This window comes from Nitrospira sp. Kam-Ns4a, assembly GCF_965152595.1.
The window spans coordinates 962,563-978,962 of record NZ_OZ224218.1 but is presented as its reverse complement, the minus strand read 5'-3'; the positions used below and the strand labels follow the sequence as shown (position 1 = coordinate 978,962).

Sequence of the window (16,400 nt, the reverse complement as noted above, 5' to 3'; positions counted from 1 at the left end):
CCTCTCCTTCGCAAACGGCCATATGGCTCATCTTTGGTTCAAGGCAACGTATCCTCATGCTGTAGATCCCTTGATTTTCACACTCTATGGCTCTCTCTATGGCTCATCTATGGCTCGTTGCTTCGTTCCTGAGCCATAGCACTACCATGCTTGCCCGGGGTCATGCGTCTCCGCTGCAAACCAGCGTGCCCACCGACGCGCGCCTTCGAGATGGGCTTTCCCTTCGCGGCGTAGTTCGTCCAGGAGCCGCTTGATCATCGCCCGTGATAGATGCGGCACGACCTGCTCGATCTCGGCCATGGCGCATCCTTTGGGAAAGGCATCCTGAAGGTGCCGCAGCAACAGAGCTTTGTTGGTTTCCCGGTCGAGGCCCCGCCTGCGTGTGTAAACACCTGGCTTGCCGAGAAACCGATAGAACCGGCGCGAGAGCAGGTAGCGGACGCCCCGGCCGCGGCCGACCCGCTCGATGACGCCTTGGTCGAGCAGCGCCTCGATCCGCGGTTTCAGGTGATCGGGCACCGGCTGCTCCCGGTGCACGAGATCCAGAACCAGAAAATCTTCTGTGGCAAACGAAGCCAGGCGCTCGCGGCCGATCTCTTCGAGGAAGCGGAGAAACTCGGGGTCCTGGATCTGGCCGTGCAAGGTGACCCAGACGGAATGTTCGCTCGTGCGGGAGAAATCCGGAAGCGGCTTGCTCTGCTGGATGCAGGTCCGGTAGATGAGGTCGAAGCCCTGGCCGGCGCGCTCGACCAACCCGCACTTGCCGAGCACGTCGGCGATGCGGCGGTTGCGCGGGTTCTGTTCCCACAGGATGTTCTTTTCGTTGATCCCCGGGGGGAAGCCGCCCGGGCTCACGATCTCGATCCGTCGCGGATACTGGCGCACGAAGACCGAGCCGCCGAGGCGATAGTCGCGATGACTTACAGCGTTGAGCAAGGCCTCCCGCACGGCGCGTTCATCGAAAGTGGGGACATCCCAGACGAAAAGGCCCTGCTGAAAGTGCTGAAGGTCGTTGCGCAAGTTGACGGCCTGCCACACTTCGTCGAGCACGGGGAGGAAGCCCCGCCGGAACTCCCGGCGATCGGCGGCCGGACCCGGCGCGTCGTTCGGCCGGTACTCGAAGATCACTTCGGCTTGGCCGAGGATCCGGCCCAGGGCTTCCCGCGTACCGAGCAGAATGAGCGCCGCATACGTGAGCTGCCCTCCGACGATCAGTTCGGTATCCACCAGGAGACGCTCGACGGGTCGCGTCGTGATTCCTTGGCCCGGCGTCTTGCGTTCCCAGAGGTTGCGCAAGAGCTCGATGGCTTCAGGGTCCAGGTCCGATAGGCGCGCGCCAGGGCAGATCTCTGCCGAAAAGTCGGGGCCGGTTTCGTTATGGATCCGCCGTAGCTGTTCGTCGGACATGGGCACAAGGCTCTCGCCGGCCCGCATCCAGTAGGTGCCCCGGTCATGCCAGGCGGTACCAGGCAGCCGCGATGGCACGTGGACGATCAAAACGCGCCGTCCTCCGTCACGGTACTCCTCGATCGAGACTCGATGTCCAAGCCGGTCATACAAACCCGCCTCGGTGCGCCCCGGCTCGTCGAATGCCTTGGTTCCAACCACGCGGCGGGGGCGCTTGTCCGTGACACCGAGCACCATGCGTCCGCCCCCTTCGTTGGCGAGGGCGACGCAGTATTTGACGAGCTCATCGAAGTGAAAGCCGCCCGAGGCTGCTTTGAACTCGACACCGCTCCCCTCTGGACTCTCCAGGAGCGTACGGAATGCTTCGGGCGTGGTCACCTCGGCACCTCGGCGCGCGAGAGGAGCTCCGCGAGGTTGTAGTTCACGCTGGTGACGCCGAAATCCGGTTCCTTCTGGAACGGCCGGCGGATGTAGACCGGCTTTCGCGCCGCGTCGCCATCCACTTCCACGACGGCCAGGATGAAGTCGTCCGGCTTGTTGAGGGCCGTCAGAATCTCGTTCTTGGTGATCGTGACCGTGGTGGCGCCAGCGGCCCGGCCCTTGACCTCGATGAAGAGGAGCCTGCCACCCTCGGGGACCTTCGACTCCACGTCGTAGCCCAGGTTCTCGGAGCTGACATCACGGGGCTCCCGGCCCATCTGCCGCTCCAGAGCCATGACGGCCTCCATCGCCAGCCGTTCGACCCGCCGGGTTTCACGGGCGAAGTGTTCAGGTTCATCCGTCCGCTCGCCCTTGAGACGCCGGATCAGATTGACGGGGACGACCAGGGCCCCGCCCGTCACCACGGGCGGCAGGGGTGAGAGGCGCCGTTCCTGTTCCAGCTCCTCCATGCGGCGGCGCAGGCGCGCCTCAAGCTCGTTGGCGCGCTCGCGCGCCCGGCCGGAGTTGATCCGGGCATTGGGCCTGCCGGCCAGTTCCTGTTCCTTGAGCTCCTCGGCCCGGCGGTCCCAGTAGTTGATCTCCTTGGTCAGGCGATCCTTCACTGCGGCCATCGTGCGGACGACCATCTCCTCCTTGAACTTCTTGACCTCGTCGAAATGACGCGGAACGAGATGCTCGATGTCATGCGAGAGCGCCTTGCTCTCCAGGTCGCCCTTCAGCCACTCGGCGCCGAGCTCCCCTTCGATGAGCTTGCGTTCCTCTTCGGTGATCGGGCGATAATCCAGGTAGGGGGCGTAACCCGCCATGCGGACGCCGCCCGCCTTGTCCATCTCCACGAACTGCATCTGCCGCGAGACGATCCGGCGGTTCCCCTGGCGGTCGGTGCGGGCATCCTGGATCGAGTGCTCCAGGTAGAAGAGGACGCGGATCTCCTCGCCGCCCTCCTCGCGCGGGTCCACGAGTACGGCCCCGCGTTTGAGGAGGTCTCGGTAGCGTTCGAGGACCAAGTCAATCGTCGCATCCAGGAGCGGGTGCCCCGGGCAGACGAACGCTGCCAGCGGCTTCCCCGGGACGCTGATCAGATCTTTGTGGAAAGTGATCCGTTCGTACTTGGAGAGGACCGGAGCCCCGGTGCCGATCAGCCGGTCCCGATTCCGAACAACGGCCGGTACGTGGGTGATCTCGTAACGGCGGGGCTCGCGCTCGCGCACGGTCCCTCCCAGGAGCCGGAAGGCCTCGAGGAAGAAGGAGGCGACGAAATGGGGCTGAAGCCGCCTGGCTTCGGCGCGATCCATGTCCTCCTTGATGCGCCGGATGGTCGCCGCGTCCAGGGCCTCATGGGTGAGGGCGCGTTCCTCGAGGAGTTGTTGGAGGTGGCCACGGTCCAGGGCGGCATCCACCACCTGGCGGAGCCGATCGCGGACTTCGGGCTTCTCCCCGTAGCGGATCGCCTCGATGAGAAGGTCGCGGAGAGGCTTCTCCTGGAACACCTTCCCGAGGACGTCGAAGACGCGCCCGCCGAGCGCCTTGCGCTGCTCGCCGATCTTCTCCAGCAGGAGCTCGAAGACCTCGCCTTCGCGGGTCTCGTGGGCGACGAGGTTCCAGAGGTGGCAGACCTCGGTCTGGCCGATGCGGTGGATGCGGCCGAAGCGCTGTTCGAGCCGGTTTGGGTTCCAAGGGAGGTCGTAGTTCACCATGAGGTGGGCCCGCTGGAGGTTGATGCCCTCGCCCGCGGCGTCCGTGGCGACCAGGATCTGGGTCTCCTTGTCCTGGGTGAAGGACTCCTGGGCCTTGCGGCGCTCCTCCCGGCCCAGGCCGCCGTGGATCATCACCACCGCTTCGGGTCGCCCCAGCAGGGTGCGCAGTCGGTCGGCCAGGTAGTTGAGCGTGTCCCGGTGCTCGGTGAAGACCACCAATTTCCGCCGGTGGCCATCGGGATGGAACATCTCGGGCGTGTTCTGGAGGACCTCGGACAGCTTCTCCCACTTCTTGTCCGTGCGGCTCTGGCGCACCTTGAGGGCCAGCTCCTCCAGGCGCCGCAGCGTGGCGATCTCCGCCTCCAACTCGGCAATGGTCCGGGCGGCCGACGCCTGGTCAACGACCTTCTCCTCGGTCTCTTCGACCTCGGCGCCGGGGGCGTCATCGAGGTCTTCGATATCCTCCTGCGTCAGCATCGGCAGTTGTGGAGCCACGTCCACGGGAACCTCGGCCCCGCGCTTGAGGAGTCTTTCCTCCCGGAGGCGCTTCTCCAGCCGCTCGCGGCGGCGCTTGAGGGACTGGTAGATCGCCTCCGGGGACGACGCCAGCCGTCGCTGCAGGATGGTCAGGGCGAAGCCGACCGTCCCCCGACGACCCTCCTCCAACGCGTCGGCCCGGTTGAACTCCTCGCGGACGTAGTTGGTGACCTCGGCATAGAGCCGGGCCTCTGCATCGGAGAGCGTGTAGGTGACGGTGTAGGCCCAGCGCTCCGGGAAGAGCGGGGTCCCGTTGAACCGGACGAGCGTCTCCTTCGTGCAGCGGTGCATGAGGTCGCCGACGTTCGCCACGTGGACGCCGTCGCGGAACCGCCCCTCGAAGCGGTCGGCATCCAGGAGTGCCATGAAGAGCTGGAAGTCCTCCTCCTTGCCGTTGTGGGGTGTGGCCGTCATCAGCAACAGATGCCGGGTGAGGCGGCCCAGCACCTTGCCCAGCTTGTAGCGCTTCGTCTCCTTGACCTCGCCACCGAAGAACGACGCGTGGAGTTTGTGCGCCTCGTCCACCACGACGAGGTCCCATTCGGACTGTTCCAGCTTCGCCAGGACATCTTCGTTGCGGCTCATCAGGTCGAGGCGGCTGATGACGAGGTTCTTGTCGAGGTAAGGGTTCCCCGTGCGGGAGGCTTCGATGGCCTCTCGGCCGACGATGTCGAACGGCAGGTGGAACTTGGCATCGAGCTCGTCCTGCCACTGCTCGGCGAGGTTGCCGGGGCAGCAGATCAGGCAGCGATGCAAATCCCCGCGAATCATCAATTCCTTGATGAGCAGGCCCGCCATGATGGTCTTTCCGGCGCCCGGATCGTCGGCCAGCAGGAAGCGCAGCGGCTGGCGGGGCAGCATTTCGCCGTACACCGCGGTGATCTGGTGCGGCAGGGGCTCGATGATCGAGGTGTGGACAGCCAAGAGCGGGTCGAACAGATAGGCCAGGCTGAGGCGACGGGCCTCGGAGGCGAGCCGAAACTGCGCGCCATCGCCGTCGAAGCTGAACAGCGTCCCTTGCGTGACGATCTCAAGGGTGAGCTCGCGGTCCCGGTAGAGGAGATCGCTCCCCAAGCGACCGGACGCGTCCCTGTAGATCACCTCTACCACGGTCGAGCCATGCCACTTGACGTCCACGATGGTCACGAGGCGGTCGGGCAGGATGCCCTTGACCGTCGCGCCTCGTGTCAGGTCTTCCAGTCGGGCCATCGGGCTATCTCTATCCTCTTCTTCATGGACGATTCCCGACGAGGTGCTTTCGGGCCTGTTTCCTCGGTGGGTGCCGGGCTGCCGGAATCGTCTCCGCCTCGCGCCAGCACCTACTCGTCCACCTCCGAGAGCTTGAACCCAGACCTGACCCAGCCTTCGTCAGGAGCCATTCCCGCAGTCACCTCGCCGAGACAAAGAGCGTCCATTCCTGACCATGAGTTCTCAACAGAGTATGGAAAATCGGCCGGCTTCGTCAAAGCAAAAATCACCATACAATTCCGAAGGGCAGCCGCGGCCGTTCCGAGAGAGAAAGGTCCGACACCGTGGCATGTTGAGACCGTCCCAACGAGGCCCAGGGCCAGGACGGGCTCCGGTTGCAGAAGGGATAAGATCAGATCCTGCGGGCCGACGTGCTTGTTGGTGTAAGCGTAGGCAGCCTGGTTGATCAGCGTCTCGATGGCGAGGGGATCAACTCCCTGATCTCCGGCTAACCCTTGACCATAACGCAGACGCCCTTGCCTGCCTGTGCCGTACCCGGCACGGCAGACAAGTCGGTCTTCACAGAAGGGCAATCGACCCGTCACGTCGTCGCTTTCCCTTTGTCCACCGCTTGGCTGATGTCCTCCCTGTGTTTCCCTCACCCACGAGACCGGAGGACTTGCCAGCGCCTCGGGAACGAATCGGCCCGGGTCCGGCCTTCAGTCAGGCTGAGCGTCCCCCGCGGTGGGGTGGGGCCAGTCGCGTTTCCATGGCTCCCGTCCCAGCGACTGCTCCGCCGGTCCCGCACGGGCCGCGCCATCCGCCTCGCTCCCGTCACGGTCTTCCCCGTGCTTTCCGGTCCCGCCGGGTCGCGGGCCGAGAGCCCTGGTGATCCTCCTTGGTGTGCCCCTCCGTGGCGGGCGGTTGCGCTCCACAAGCCGGGTGAAAGCGCAACCACCCTTTCACCAAGGAGGATCACGATGAACGACTGGCCCAACCCCACACACACCAACGACAGCGACCGGCCCGACCTGTACGCCCGCATCACGGCCCAGATCGTCGAGCACCTGGAGCGCGGCGTCCGCCCGTGGACCCAGCCCTGGACCGCTGGTCTGCCGATCACCCGCCCGCTGCGGGCCTGCGGGACGCCGTATCGCGGTATCAACACGCTCGTCCTCTGGGCTGCAACCATGGCTCGCGGCTATCGCTCCCCATACTGGTTGACGTACCGCCAGGCGCGGGAGTTGGGCGGTCATGTTCGCCGAGGCGAGCACGGCGCGCACGTGGTCTACGCCGGCTCCATCACGCGCACCGAGCGGGACGACGAGACCGGCGAAGACCTTCAACGCGACATGTGGTTCTTGCGCGCGTACGTGGTCTTCAACGCCGATCAGATCGCCAACTTGCCCGAGCGCTATCGTAACGAGGCGCCGGTGCTCCTGTCGCCGGAGCACAAGAGCGACCGCGCCGAGCAGTTTTTTGCCGCGTGCGGCGCGGAGGTCATCCACGGCGGCAGCCACGCCTGCTACTGCCCGGCAGCCGATCACATCCGCATGCCGGACTTCACGGCCTTCCATGCGCCTGACTCCTACTACAGCACGCTGGCGCACGAACACGTCCACTGGACCGCGCACCCGTCCCGGCTCAACCGTCCGCTCAGCCATCACGTTGGCGATGAGAGCTATGCCGGGGAGGAACTGATCGCGGAAGTGGGCGCGGCGTATCTGTGCGCCGATCTGGGCTTGACCCTCGAGCCGCGCCCGGATCACGCGGCCTACCTCGCGGACTGGCTTCGCGTGTTGAAGAACGATCCGCGGGCGATCTTCCGCGCCGCCGCGCAGGCTGAGAAGGCGGTGGGGTATCTCCATGGTCTTCAGCCTGCGGGACGGGCTTCCGAGCTGGCAAGTCCCCGAGCCGGGTAAGGCCCGGCCTGTCCGGGCGGGCAGAGTTGCCTTTGTCCGCCCGGTTTCCTCAACCGGACGCGATGCTCAGCTCGGAAAGAGAGGATCATTCTGCGCCAGGAAGGTGGAACGAGTTTCCTGTCACGCTCGCCCCACCTCGTTGATCGTCAAGCGCGCCTCGAGCCCTGACGATCCAGGCCCTTTCCGCTTGAAGCCATTGCCCTCTCCTCTGTTCTCACGCCTCGCTGGAAACCCCTTCATGTGGTGCGCCGGGGCTCAAGAGCAACCGGCACGCCCTCCCTGCTCCCCTCCCTCCAGGCACCCTCCCGTCCGGTCCTCGAGACCGTCACTGTGCTGCGATTCGACCCTGATCGGCACGTTCGCCTCCTAGAGCTCGCCGGGCGCACGGCGACGCGCTCACGTCCCTGCTGCTCCCGGTGTTATCGCTAGCCACCGCGGAGCTGTTCGACTGAGCTGTGAACCATGGAAAAGACAACAGGGCTGTTGCACGAATTGCTTGCCTCGTCAGCGGGCTCGGCTGGCTGGCCTTCACCACTTCCGGCTTTGTTATTGAGATCCTCCCTCGCATCTCAGATCGGGAGATCATCGAGCGACTTCCCAAGCTGGAAGAAGGCCAAGCTCACTCGCGCGCCGAAATGAACCAGCGGTTTGGAGGAGATGAATCGTCGCTTTGGCACCCGCCAGTGGAGAGCGTGATTGTTCCTCACCATCGCGGTGGCGATCTTTGCGGATATCGCTCGGATGCTGTGGCCGTCGTCCTCCTCTATCGCGCTGGATACTACGTATTATAACCATAATTGGTAGAACACCTGGTGGCGATTTTGATCACGGGTCCGATCCCGATTCAGGCGGTCGGGATTGCGGTGTTCGAACCACCACGGTGGTGCAGCGGGACGTCTTGGAACGCGCAAAAGCGATGGTCGCAGATCGCACCTTGTCAGTGATTCCCGACCGCTACCTGGCGCAGGAGTGGCAGCACTATGGGGTGACGCTGCGGCATCGCGCGCGACGTTTGAATCACGGCTACAGCTCACGACACGAGCGATTGCAAGAGGTCTATCCCGAGCACGCGGGGATTGCGGCTCCCGTGAAGTGGGGGCGAACCGAGTACCATCGCGCCCGATGTGGACCGGGCGCGGCGCGGCAGGAGGTGGCTGAGCGAGGGGATTCGCGGCCGGATATGAGCTGGCATTACGTGGGAGGGGGACGGGCCGGTGATCGCGCCGGCTATGGCGCCGACTGTCTACACGGTGTCTACAAGATGTTCGTGACTGGCTGGAGATATTTGTAACTTGTTGAAATTTGGTGGGCCGTGCAGGGATCGAACCTGCGGCCCGCTGATTAAGAGTCAGCTGCTCTACCAGCTGAGCTAACGGCCCACCGGTCTGAAGAAGTGAACGGGCGACACGTGAGACGCCAGACGCGAGGAGGGAAGGCAACCGGGGCTCCGCCGACCGTTCCTTTCACGTCTCGCGTCTGACGGTTTCGTGGTGGCGCGCCTGACAGGATTTGAACCTGTGGCCCCTAGCTCCGGAGGCTAGTGCTCTATCCACTGAGCTACAGGCGCATCCATGTCAGTGAACGAGAGCGACACCTTATCACACTGCCGGAGGTCCTGTCCAGGCACCTAGCCGGCTGGGCGCGCCCCTCAGCCGCGCCGATTCGACCCGCCCGGCAGCAGCCGCTCGGGGAGAAAACCGTAGGTGATCAGCAGCTCCTCCCCTGGACCGGGCGCCGCCGCGAGCGCCGTCGCCTCCCGCTCGGCCAGCCGGTCTTCCTCCTCGTGGAGCGCACGGGAGAGACGCACGATCGGCACGGCGGTCTGGACGGCGCAGGCGCCGTGAACCGTCCCCTCGGCCTCGACCGGAATGCCCATCAGTCGACAGGTCATCGGCCGGAACGCGTACACCCGGCACCGGCCTTCGGCATCAAGGGCGGGACAAGGCAGGTCGGCGAACCGGGCGGCCACAGCATCCGTCTCTTCGTCGGTCCACCGGTCCAGCAGAGGCGACTCGCGCAACTGCGGAAAGGCCGCCTCGATCCTTGCGGCCTGCTCGCACGCCCGGGCGTGGATGGCCTGCCGCTCGGGCGCCGGGAGGAAGGCCAGGCCGCGCTGCAGGGTGCCGGCGTCCAGCCGGGTGATGGCGAAAGGGCCGATGCAGCACCGACAGCAGCCAGGCCGGCAAGGGATTTCCCCCAGCAAGGCCGCTCGGGCGCGCTCGAACCATCGCTCGGCCCGGTCCAGTAGCTCGGCGTGGGAGACGGCGGCCATAGGTGGCAGGCCCGCTACACCATGTCGATTTCGGATGAGATCTCGTCTTGGAACTCGACGATCAGCTCGCCTTTCGGGGAGAAAAACCCCTGACCGTCCATCTGGACGATACCGTTGCAGTTCTCTTGGAAAAACTCCAAGATCCACCCGTTGAAGTCGTACCCATCTTCCGTGATGTCTTTCTTGTCGAACTGGGTGGTGGCGATGAACCGGGCCCGGGTCACGTGCTCCCGGACCAACTGGGCTTCGATGTCGTCGTAGACTGACAGCCGGTCGAGGAACTGGGCGCGCTCCTGCTCGAAGGCGTCTTTGTAGGTGCCGCGGTCGCGCAGGCAGAAGAGCTGGAGCGGCTTGCGCTCCCGGTGGTAGCCGAGCGAGATCCGCACCCACGACCAGTCGTCGAGCGCGGCGGGGTCCATCTTGGGAATCAGCGGGATCTGCCCGCGGGATTTGAGAAAGTCTAGCAGGAGGCGCAGCGGCGGCGAGTTCTCCCGCGCGCAGAAGACCCGGCAGTAGGCGAGTTCTTGCTTCGGTGCGCCCGGCTCTGGTTGCCCGGGGGATGAGACGATCGGCAGTTCCTTGCCCATGGGACTCCTCTGGTTCGGCGGCAGTACCCGTGCCCCCTCACTCTACTCGTTCCGGAGGCGTCCTGCAAGGCTCGGAGCGGGCGAGGCGGCTCGCCCGCGCGTCAGGCTTGCTTTTTGTGGTTGACAGGGTAGGGGACTTTCGTTACACTCCCGGCCGTCCTGGGTTGCGTCCCGGGTTTCCGAGCTGATAATAGCAGGCTCTCGTCGCGCTCATCTCACGCTTTTCCCGGTTCAAGAGAGTGCCACGGCAGTTCACCCTTTGAAGGAGGTCCGTATGGGTAAACCGATGACTAAGTCGCAGATTGCTGCTCATTTGGCCGATCGCGCGGGCATCGCGAAGAAGACGGCCACGCAGATCCTGGACGATCTCTCCGCGCTGGCCTACAAGGAAGCCAAGAACACCTTCGTGGTCCCGGGGATCGGCAAGCTGGTGCTGGCGAACCGCAAGGCGCGCATGGGTCGCAATCCGCAGACCGGGGAGGCGATCAAGATTCCCGCGAAGCGGGTTGTCAAGTTCCGCGTGGCGAAAGCGGCCAAGGACGCCATCCTCGGCAAGAAGTGACCCGAGCGCATTCCCTCCCGTGAGAGGCGCGGTACTGCTTTTCTAACGCTCATCACCCAGCGAGTTTCGGGTTGGAGCCAAGGGCCGGCCTCCGCTGTGGAGGGCCGGCCCTTGTGTTAAGGCTCGTGGCTGTCCCCCCTCGGCCTCCCGGCGCGTCAGGCATGACTGGGGGCCAACCCGGTGCCGCCCATCCCGTCGTGCGCGACCAGCTTGATCGCGTCGCCATCGTAGACCTTCGTGTCTTCGCTGGCAATCCGCTTGTTGACGGTGACGAGCACTTTCTTCTCCCGCATGAGCTGGAGAACGTCCCGGAGGGCATCGCCCTGGCGCTGGATAAGCTGGCGCACCGTGAGCGGCTCGGTGATCCGGCAGGCAAAGTCCCGCTCGCCGTCGGCGGTCTGAAGCTGTCCCATCAGCGTGATGGTCACCATGGTCCCATCGTACTCCTTATGCCCCTCCTGCTCCGCGCCGCGGGTTCGGCTCCTGGCCAGTCCGCCCGTGCGCCTATATCCGATTGACTGGATCGGCCCAGTCTGCTAAGCACGGGCCATGCAGTCGCTGGATCTCCACCGGCCAGGCATGCCGGACCTGCAGTTCGTCCTGTTCGTCGCCGCCCTTTGCACCTCGGGGCTGCCGTCCCTGAACGTGCCGGAGACGGTGCGCGCAACGGTTTTCGACCGCTGTTGGGCGCTGCTCCACGACGACCCGCCTCCGAGCAGCCCGGAGGCACGGGTGTTGGACCTCCGCGGCGGCACCGAGCTGACCCTCGAGGCGATGGTGGCGACGATTCGGGAGACCTTCACTGAGGCGGGCATCTCCGTCCTGACCTGGGATCAGCCTCCCGCCGAGCCGACGCGGCCCAGCAGCCCTCAGGCGCTCCCCCTCATCGAGCGACTGCAGCAGCTCTACCCGCATCCACCCGATGTGACGGATCCGGGCTCCGAGCCGGACCGGTCGTGAAGACACCCGACGGCTGGTGCTTCGGGGTCCGCTCAAGGCTTGGCGTAAATCTCGAAAAACGCGTCCACGCTCGCCAGCAACTGCGCCTTGATCTCCTCCGGGGTGCCGTTGATCACATGCAGGGCCATGCTGCCGACCGACCCGTCCGGCAACAGGACCGGAACGTGCGGGTGCAGCCGCTCGGGCGCGGTCCCCTTGTCCAGTCGCAGACCATAACAGAGCGTGTACTGGTCCCTGACCAGCGTCAGGTGCGGCCTCCGGCCTGGCCCCCGGCTTCTTCGTCGCTTTCCCTGGCTCATCGGCGTGGCTCGCGCTGCAAGGCTCCGGTCGCCTCGTCGGTATTGTACCCGGAGAACGGGGCCGGCCGAAAGGCGCGAGTCCTCACGGCAGCACCGCCAGGATACGAACCGGCCCGCCGGTGCCACCCTTGATCTTGATCGGGAGCGCATAGACCATCGCGCCCCGGGGCGGCAGGCGGTCGAGCGCCGCCACGTTTTCGAGCGCGTACACGTTGGCCTCGTTCAACACCCGGTGCGTCTGAAAATCGTGCGACCGGCCGGGGTCAATGCTGGCCGTGTCAATGCCAACGCCGCGGACACTGCGTTGCACGACCAGGAACGCCGCCGCCTCGCGGCCCACCCCGGGAAAATGCAGGCTGTGCGCGTCGCCCGGTGTGGCCGTGCCCAGGTACCGTTGCGGGTCCGGCCAGCGCCGCCCCCAGCCGGTGTACACCAGGACCAAGGCGCCCGGCTCGATGCGGCCGTGGCGCGCCTCCCAGGCCGTGATGTCCGCCACGGTCAGCTCGTAATCGGGGTTCGCCTCGCATTTCGCGGCGACGTCAATCACCACGGCCGGGCCGACCAGCCGCTCGAGCGGGATTTCGTCCACGCTCTGCCGCCCCGCGCCGAAATGGATCGGGGCGTCAATGTGGGTGCCGCCGTGCTCGGAGGCGGCGAAGTCGGCGGAGGCGTACCAGAATCCGCCCGGGGTCGTGCCCCAGGCCGTTTTTTCCCTGTGGAACGGCTTCTGCGTCGGCCAGTAGATCGTATGCTCGTCGAAGGGGTAGGTGAGATCCACCAGGGTCTGCGAGGCCGGCGGGGCGCAGCCGGCCAGGCTGGAGAGGGCGACCATCGCGACAAGCGGCATTCGCGTGCGGGATCCGGTCCGCCTCATGGTCTCGTCCTCCCTCGACTTCGGTCCTCTGTGGGCGCCAACCCTACCAGGATTGCCTACGGGGACGCAACAGCCCGGCTTCCCCTCTCGCTTCCTGATCGGCTAAGATACGCCCCTCAATCGGTCCTGGAGGGAGGGATGAGGGGGCTATGAAGTTCATCGAGACGGCGCTCAAGGGGGTCATTCTGGTGGAGCCGGACGTCCACGAGGACCCCCGCGGGTTTTTCATGGAGACCTACCACGCCAAGAAGTACGCCGAGGGCGGCATTCCCGGCCCGTTCGTTCAGGACAATTACTCGTTATCGGTCCGCGGCACGCTCCGGGGCCTCCACTACCAACTCGTCAACCCGCAGGGGAAGCTCGTGTGTGTCTTCGAGGGCGCGGTCTTCGACGTGGCGGTGGACATCCGGCAGGGGTCCCCGACTTTCGGCCGGTGGATCGGCGTGGAGCTGTCGGCCACCAATAAACGCCAACTCTACGTCCCCGTCGGGTTCGCCCACGGCTTCTGCGTGCTCAGCGACACCGCCGGCATGGTGTACAAGTGCACCGACTTCTACAACCCACAGGGCGAGCGCGGCATCATCTGGAACGACCCCGACATCGGCATCGCCTGGCCGATCACCGCCCCCCTCCTCTCGGCGAAGGATGCAGGCTATAAGCGCCTGGCCGATATGATGGGCGATCTCTTCGAATACAGGAGCTGACTGCGACCCGCGCATTGACCTGGCGTATCCAGCCGTGGTATATAGGAATGATTCCTAGCAAGGAATGAGATGCAACTGACGCCCGAGGAGATCCGGCGGCGATTCCGGGAGCGGGGCCTGAAGGTCACGCCGCAGCGCATGGCCATCTACCGGGCGCTCGCCGCCAGCACGGCGCATCCGACCGCCGAGGATCTGCTCCGGCAGGTCCAGCGCGAGCACCCGATGATCTCGCCGAACACGGTCTACTACACCCTGGGCGCCCTGCGCGAGGCGGGGCTCGTCCAGGAGGTGAACTACTGGCACGACCGGTCGCGGTTCGACGCGAACATCGCCCTGCACCACCATCTCATCTGCCTGGGCTGCCGGAAGATCCAGGACCTCACGGACGTGGCCCTCGACCGCTTGGCCGTGCCGCGCCGCGTCCGGGGCCAGTTCAACGTGATCGGGCACCGGGTGGAGTTCCACGGCTACTGCGCGGCGTGCCGCCGGCGGGCGACCAGCCGGGCAGCGGCCGCGCGCCGACCTCATCGTTAACCCGCAGGAAGGAGGATGACATGGGCAAGAGTCTTAAGGGGACCAAGAGCCATGAGAACCTGAAAATGGCCTTCGCCGGCGAGTCGCAGGCGAACCGCCGCTACCTCTATTTCGCGCGCCGGGCCGATATCGAGGGCTACCCGGACATCGGCGGCCTGTTCCGGGACACCTCCGAGGCGGAGACCGGGCATGCGTTCGGCCACCTGGACTTCCTGAAGGAGGTCGGCGATCCGGCGACTGGGGTGCCGATCGGCAACACCGAGGCGAACCTCAAGTCGGCTATCGAGGGCGAGACCTACGAGTACACGCAGATGTATCCGGGCATGGCGAAGACGGCGCGCGAGGAGGGGTTCGAGGAACTGGCCGAATGGTTCGAGACGCTCGCGAAGGCGGAGCGCTCGCACGCCAATCGGTTCACCAAGGGACTCGAGAGCCTCAAGCAGGGCTGAGCAGGCGCGCGGGAGCGGGCGATGCCCGCTCCCGCCCGGCGCGCAGTCGCCGGTCGCTCGGCTAGATCGGGAGGATGGCGTGAAGGGCCTGGAGCTGATCAGCAACCAGTGGGGGCGGGCGGAGCTGACGCAGGAGACGCTCCGGATCTACGAGGTCTGCGACGGCTGCCGGCGCTGCTTCAACCTCTGCCCGTCGTTCAATACGCTCTTTGATCGGATTGACGCCGGCGAGAGCGACCTGACCAAGCTGGTCGGAGCGGACTTCGAGCGGATCGCCCGCGAGTGCTTCTATTGCAAGCTCTGCTACAACCATTGTCCGTATACGCCGCCGCACCAGTACGCGATTGACTTCCCACGCCTGATGGTCGCCTGGAAGAAGCGGCTTGCGGCCGAACACGGCGTGCGCTGGCGGGACCGCCTGCTTATCCGGACGGATCTGATCGGGACGGTGGGGAGCCGGCTCGCGCCAGTGGTGAATCGGGTGATGCGGATGCCGTGGCTCCGACGGCTCCTGGAGTGGCTCGCCGGCGTGCATCGGGACCGCCAGGTGCTCGCCTTCCAGCGGGAGCCCCTCCCGCGCTGGTGGCGCCGCCGGGCACCCGCACCCGGGCCGCGGCCCAACGGGAAGGTCGCGCTCTTCGCCGGCTGCCTCGTGACCTATCAGGCCACGGATGTCGGCAAGGCGGCCGTGCAAGTGCTCGAGAAGAATGGCATCGAGGTCGTGCTGCCGGAGGCGCGCTGCTGCGGGATGCCGTCCTTCGACATCGGCGACACAGAGGCCCTGGTCCGGGCGGCCCGGGGAACCATCGAGACGCTTCGGCCTTGGTTCGAGGCGGGCTATGACGTGGTGGCACCGGTCCCGAGCTGCAGCCTCATGCTCAAGCGCGAATACCCGGTGCTGGTGCCCGGCGAGGACGCGGCGCGCCTGGCCGAGCGTACCTTCGACATCTGCGAATACCTGATGCGGCTCAAGCGGGCGGGCACCCTAGCGACGGACTTCGTCCGGCCGCCCGGGCGCGTGGCCTATCAGATCCCCTGCCACCTGCGGGACCAGAACATCGGGTTCAAGTCCAAGGAGCTGCTGGAAGCGGCCGGGGCGACCGTCGAGGTCATCGAGCGCTGCTCGGGGCACGACGGGACATGGGGCGCTAAGGCCGAGTTCTTCGACCTCTCGATGAAGCTCGCCCGCCGGGCGGTCCGGGAGATCGAGCAGGCGCCCGCCGACCTCGTCGCCTCGGATTGCCCGCTGGCGGGCCTCCAGTTGGACCAGGCGGGGGCTGCGACGCATGCCGGCGGCCGGCGCACGCGGCACCCCATCCAGATCGTGCGGGACGCCTACGGGTTATCCTCATGAAACCCTTGACCCAGGATGACCTGCTGCCCTACGCCGAGTACGAGCGGGTCCGGGACGGCTTCCGGCGAGAGATCATCGCCCTGAAGCGCCGGCGCCGGTTGGCGATCGGCGACCGGGTCACGCTCGTGTTCGAGAACCGCGCGACCGTCCGGTTTCAGGTCCTGGAGATGATCCGGACGGAGCGGATCTTCGACCCCGCGAAGGTCCAGGAGGAACTGGACGTGTACAACGCGCTCCTGCCGGGGGCGGGCGAGCTGAGCGCGACGCTGTTCATCGAGATCACGGAGCAGGCACGCATCAAGGAGGAGCTGGACGCCTTCCAGGGCATTGACCAGACCGGCACTGTGGCGCTCCGCGCGGGCCCGGAGACGGTCTTCGCGGAGTTCGAAGGCGGGCGGAGCAAGGAGGACAAGCTGAGCGCCGTCCATTTCGTCCGGTTCCGGCCGTCCGAGACCTTTGTAAAGGCCCTGGCGACCCGAGAGAGCCCCGTCGTCGCGCTGGTCCAGCATCCGCGGTATCAGGCGGAGAGCCCGGTCCCAGACGCGATCCGGGGCCAGTGGCTGGCCGATCTCGGCCAGCCGGTCCCGGGCTGGGCCCAATGACCAGGCACGCC

At 66.0% G+C, this 16,400-nt stretch carries 17 protein-coding genes and 2 tRNA genes; 10 read left to right on the top strand and 9 right to left on the bottom strand.

Annotation, left to right across the window (positions count from 1 at the left end):
- Positions 1–141: 141 nt before the first annotated feature.
- The gene (locus ACWHYQ_RS04855) at positions 142–1,785 is read right to left on the bottom strand and encodes an ATP-binding protein (protein ID WP_447974610.1); all 1,644 of its coding nucleotides are present in this window, start codon (positions 1,783–1,785) and stop codon (positions 142–144) included.
- Positions 1,782–5,291, bottom strand: a complete 3,510-nt coding sequence (locus tag ACWHYQ_RS04850; RefSeq protein ID WP_447974609.1) for a helicase-related protein — start codon at positions 5,289–5,291, stop codon at positions 1,782–1,784. The genes ACWHYQ_RS04855 and ACWHYQ_RS04850 overlap by 4 nt, the downstream gene beginning before the upstream one ends.
- Positions 5,292–6,250: 959 nt before the next feature.
- Here ACWHYQ_RS04850 and ACWHYQ_RS04845 point away from each other — a divergent pair.
- From ACWHYQ_RS04845 to ACWHYQ_RS04835, 3 genes are all read left to right on the top strand, one after another.
- A complete protein-coding gene (locus ACWHYQ_RS04845; RefSeq protein WP_447974608.1) occupies positions 6,251–7,192 on the top strand; it encodes an ArdC family protein in 942 nt (313 codons plus the stop codon).
- 455 nt (positions 7,193–7,647) lie between these two features.
- Complete coding sequence (locus ACWHYQ_RS04840; RefSeq protein WP_447974607.1) at positions 7,648–7,983, top strand: hypothetical protein; 336 nt, start codon at positions 7,648–7,650, stop codon at positions 7,981–7,983.
- A 125-nt stretch (positions 7,984–8,108) separates the two neighbouring features.
- Positions 8,109–8,483 (top strand): hypothetical protein, encoded by a 375-nt coding sequence (locus tag ACWHYQ_RS04835; RefSeq protein ID WP_447974606.1) that lies wholly within the window; start codon positions 8,109–8,111, stop codon positions 8,481–8,483.
- A 12-nt stretch (positions 8,484–8,495) separates the two neighbouring features.
- On the opposite strand, the gene ACWHYQ_RS04830 is transcribed toward ACWHYQ_RS04835, so the two are convergent.
- The 4 genes from ACWHYQ_RS04830 to ACWHYQ_RS04815 form a co-directional block, all read right to left on the bottom strand.
- Positions 8,496–8,571: transfer RNA gene (locus tag ACWHYQ_RS04830), tRNA-Lys, on the bottom strand.
- Between the two features lie 112 nt (positions 8,572–8,683).
- Positions 8,684–8,759 (bottom strand) — tRNA-Arg (locus ACWHYQ_RS04825).
- A gap of 81 nt (positions 8,760–8,840) precedes the next feature.
- Positions 8,841–9,464: a YkgJ family cysteine cluster protein gene (locus ACWHYQ_RS04820; RefSeq protein ID WP_447974605.1), complete on the bottom strand. Its 624-nt coding sequence runs from the start codon at positions 9,462–9,464 to the stop codon at positions 8,841–8,843.
- 14 nt (positions 9,465–9,478) lie between these two features.
- Positions 9,479–10,051 carry a hypothetical protein gene (locus ACWHYQ_RS04815; RefSeq protein ID WP_447974604.1) on the bottom strand — a complete coding sequence of 191 codons (573 nt, stop codon included), beginning with the start codon at positions 10,049–10,051 and terminating at the stop codon, positions 9,479–9,481.
- A gap of 274 nt (positions 10,052–10,325) precedes the next feature.
- Here ACWHYQ_RS04815 and ACWHYQ_RS04810 point away from each other — a divergent pair, with 274 nt between their 5' ends.
- Positions 10,326–10,613 (top strand): HU family DNA-binding protein, encoded by a 288-nt coding sequence (locus tag ACWHYQ_RS04810; RefSeq protein ID WP_447974603.1) that lies wholly within the window; start codon positions 10,326–10,328, stop codon positions 10,611–10,613.
- Between the two features lie 155 nt (positions 10,614–10,768).
- On the opposite strand, the gene ACWHYQ_RS04805 is transcribed toward ACWHYQ_RS04810, so the two are convergent.
- A complete protein-coding gene (locus ACWHYQ_RS04805; RefSeq protein WP_447974602.1) occupies positions 10,769–11,044 on the bottom strand; it encodes a MoaD/ThiS family protein in 276 nt (91 codons plus the stop codon).
- A gap of 118 nt (positions 11,045–11,162) precedes the next feature.
- Between ACWHYQ_RS04805 and ACWHYQ_RS04800 the strand changes: the two genes are divergently transcribed.
- Positions 11,163–11,573, top strand: coding sequence for a hypothetical protein (locus tag ACWHYQ_RS04800; RefSeq protein WP_447974601.1), 411 nt, complete (start codon positions 11,163–11,165; stop codon positions 11,571–11,573).
- Between the two features lie 32 nt (positions 11,574–11,605).
- Here ACWHYQ_RS04800 and ACWHYQ_RS04795 read toward each other — a convergent pair whose 3' ends face one another.
- Both ACWHYQ_RS04795 and ACWHYQ_RS04790 read right to left on the bottom strand, forming a co-directional pair.
- Positions 11,606–11,872: a hypothetical protein gene (locus ACWHYQ_RS04795; protein ID WP_447974600.1), complete on the bottom strand. Its 267-nt coding sequence runs from the start codon at positions 11,870–11,872 to the stop codon at positions 11,606–11,608.
- Between the two features lie 82 nt (positions 11,873–11,954).
- On the bottom strand, positions 11,955–12,746 hold the full coding sequence (locus tag ACWHYQ_RS04790; protein WP_447974599.1) for a cyclase family protein: 792 nt from the start codon (positions 12,744–12,746) through the stop codon (positions 11,955–11,957).
- Positions 12,747–12,895: 149 nt separating this feature from the next.
- Between ACWHYQ_RS04790 and rfbC the strand changes: the two genes are divergently transcribed.
- From rfbC to ACWHYQ_RS04765, 5 genes are all read left to right on the top strand, one after another.
- Entirely contained in the window at positions 12,896–13,450 is a 555-nt protein-coding gene (rfbC, locus tag ACWHYQ_RS04785) for a dTDP-4-dehydrorhamnose 3,5-epimerase (protein ID WP_447974598.1), read from the top strand.
- A gap of 69 nt (positions 13,451–13,519) precedes the next feature.
- Positions 13,520–13,984: a Fur family transcriptional regulator gene (locus tag ACWHYQ_RS04780; RefSeq protein ID WP_447974597.1), complete on the top strand. Its 465-nt coding sequence runs from the start codon at positions 13,520–13,522 to the stop codon at positions 13,982–13,984.
- 20 nt (positions 13,985–14,004) lie between these two features.
- Positions 14,005–14,433 (top strand): rubrerythrin family protein, encoded by a 429-nt coding sequence (locus ACWHYQ_RS04775; protein ID WP_447974596.1) that lies wholly within the window; start codon positions 14,005–14,007, stop codon positions 14,431–14,433.
- A gap of 79 nt (positions 14,434–14,512) precedes the next feature.
- A complete protein-coding gene (locus ACWHYQ_RS04770; protein WP_447974595.1) occupies positions 14,513–15,787 on the top strand; it encodes a heterodisulfide reductase-related iron-sulfur binding cluster in 1,275 nt (424 codons plus the stop codon).
- Positions 15,784–16,389, top strand: a complete 606-nt coding sequence (locus ACWHYQ_RS04765) for a DUF3501 family protein (protein WP_447974594.1) — start codon at positions 15,784–15,786, stop codon at positions 16,387–16,389. Before ACWHYQ_RS04770 ends, ACWHYQ_RS04765 begins: the two co-directional genes overlap by 4 nt.
- Positions 16,390–16,400: the final 11 nt, after the last annotated feature.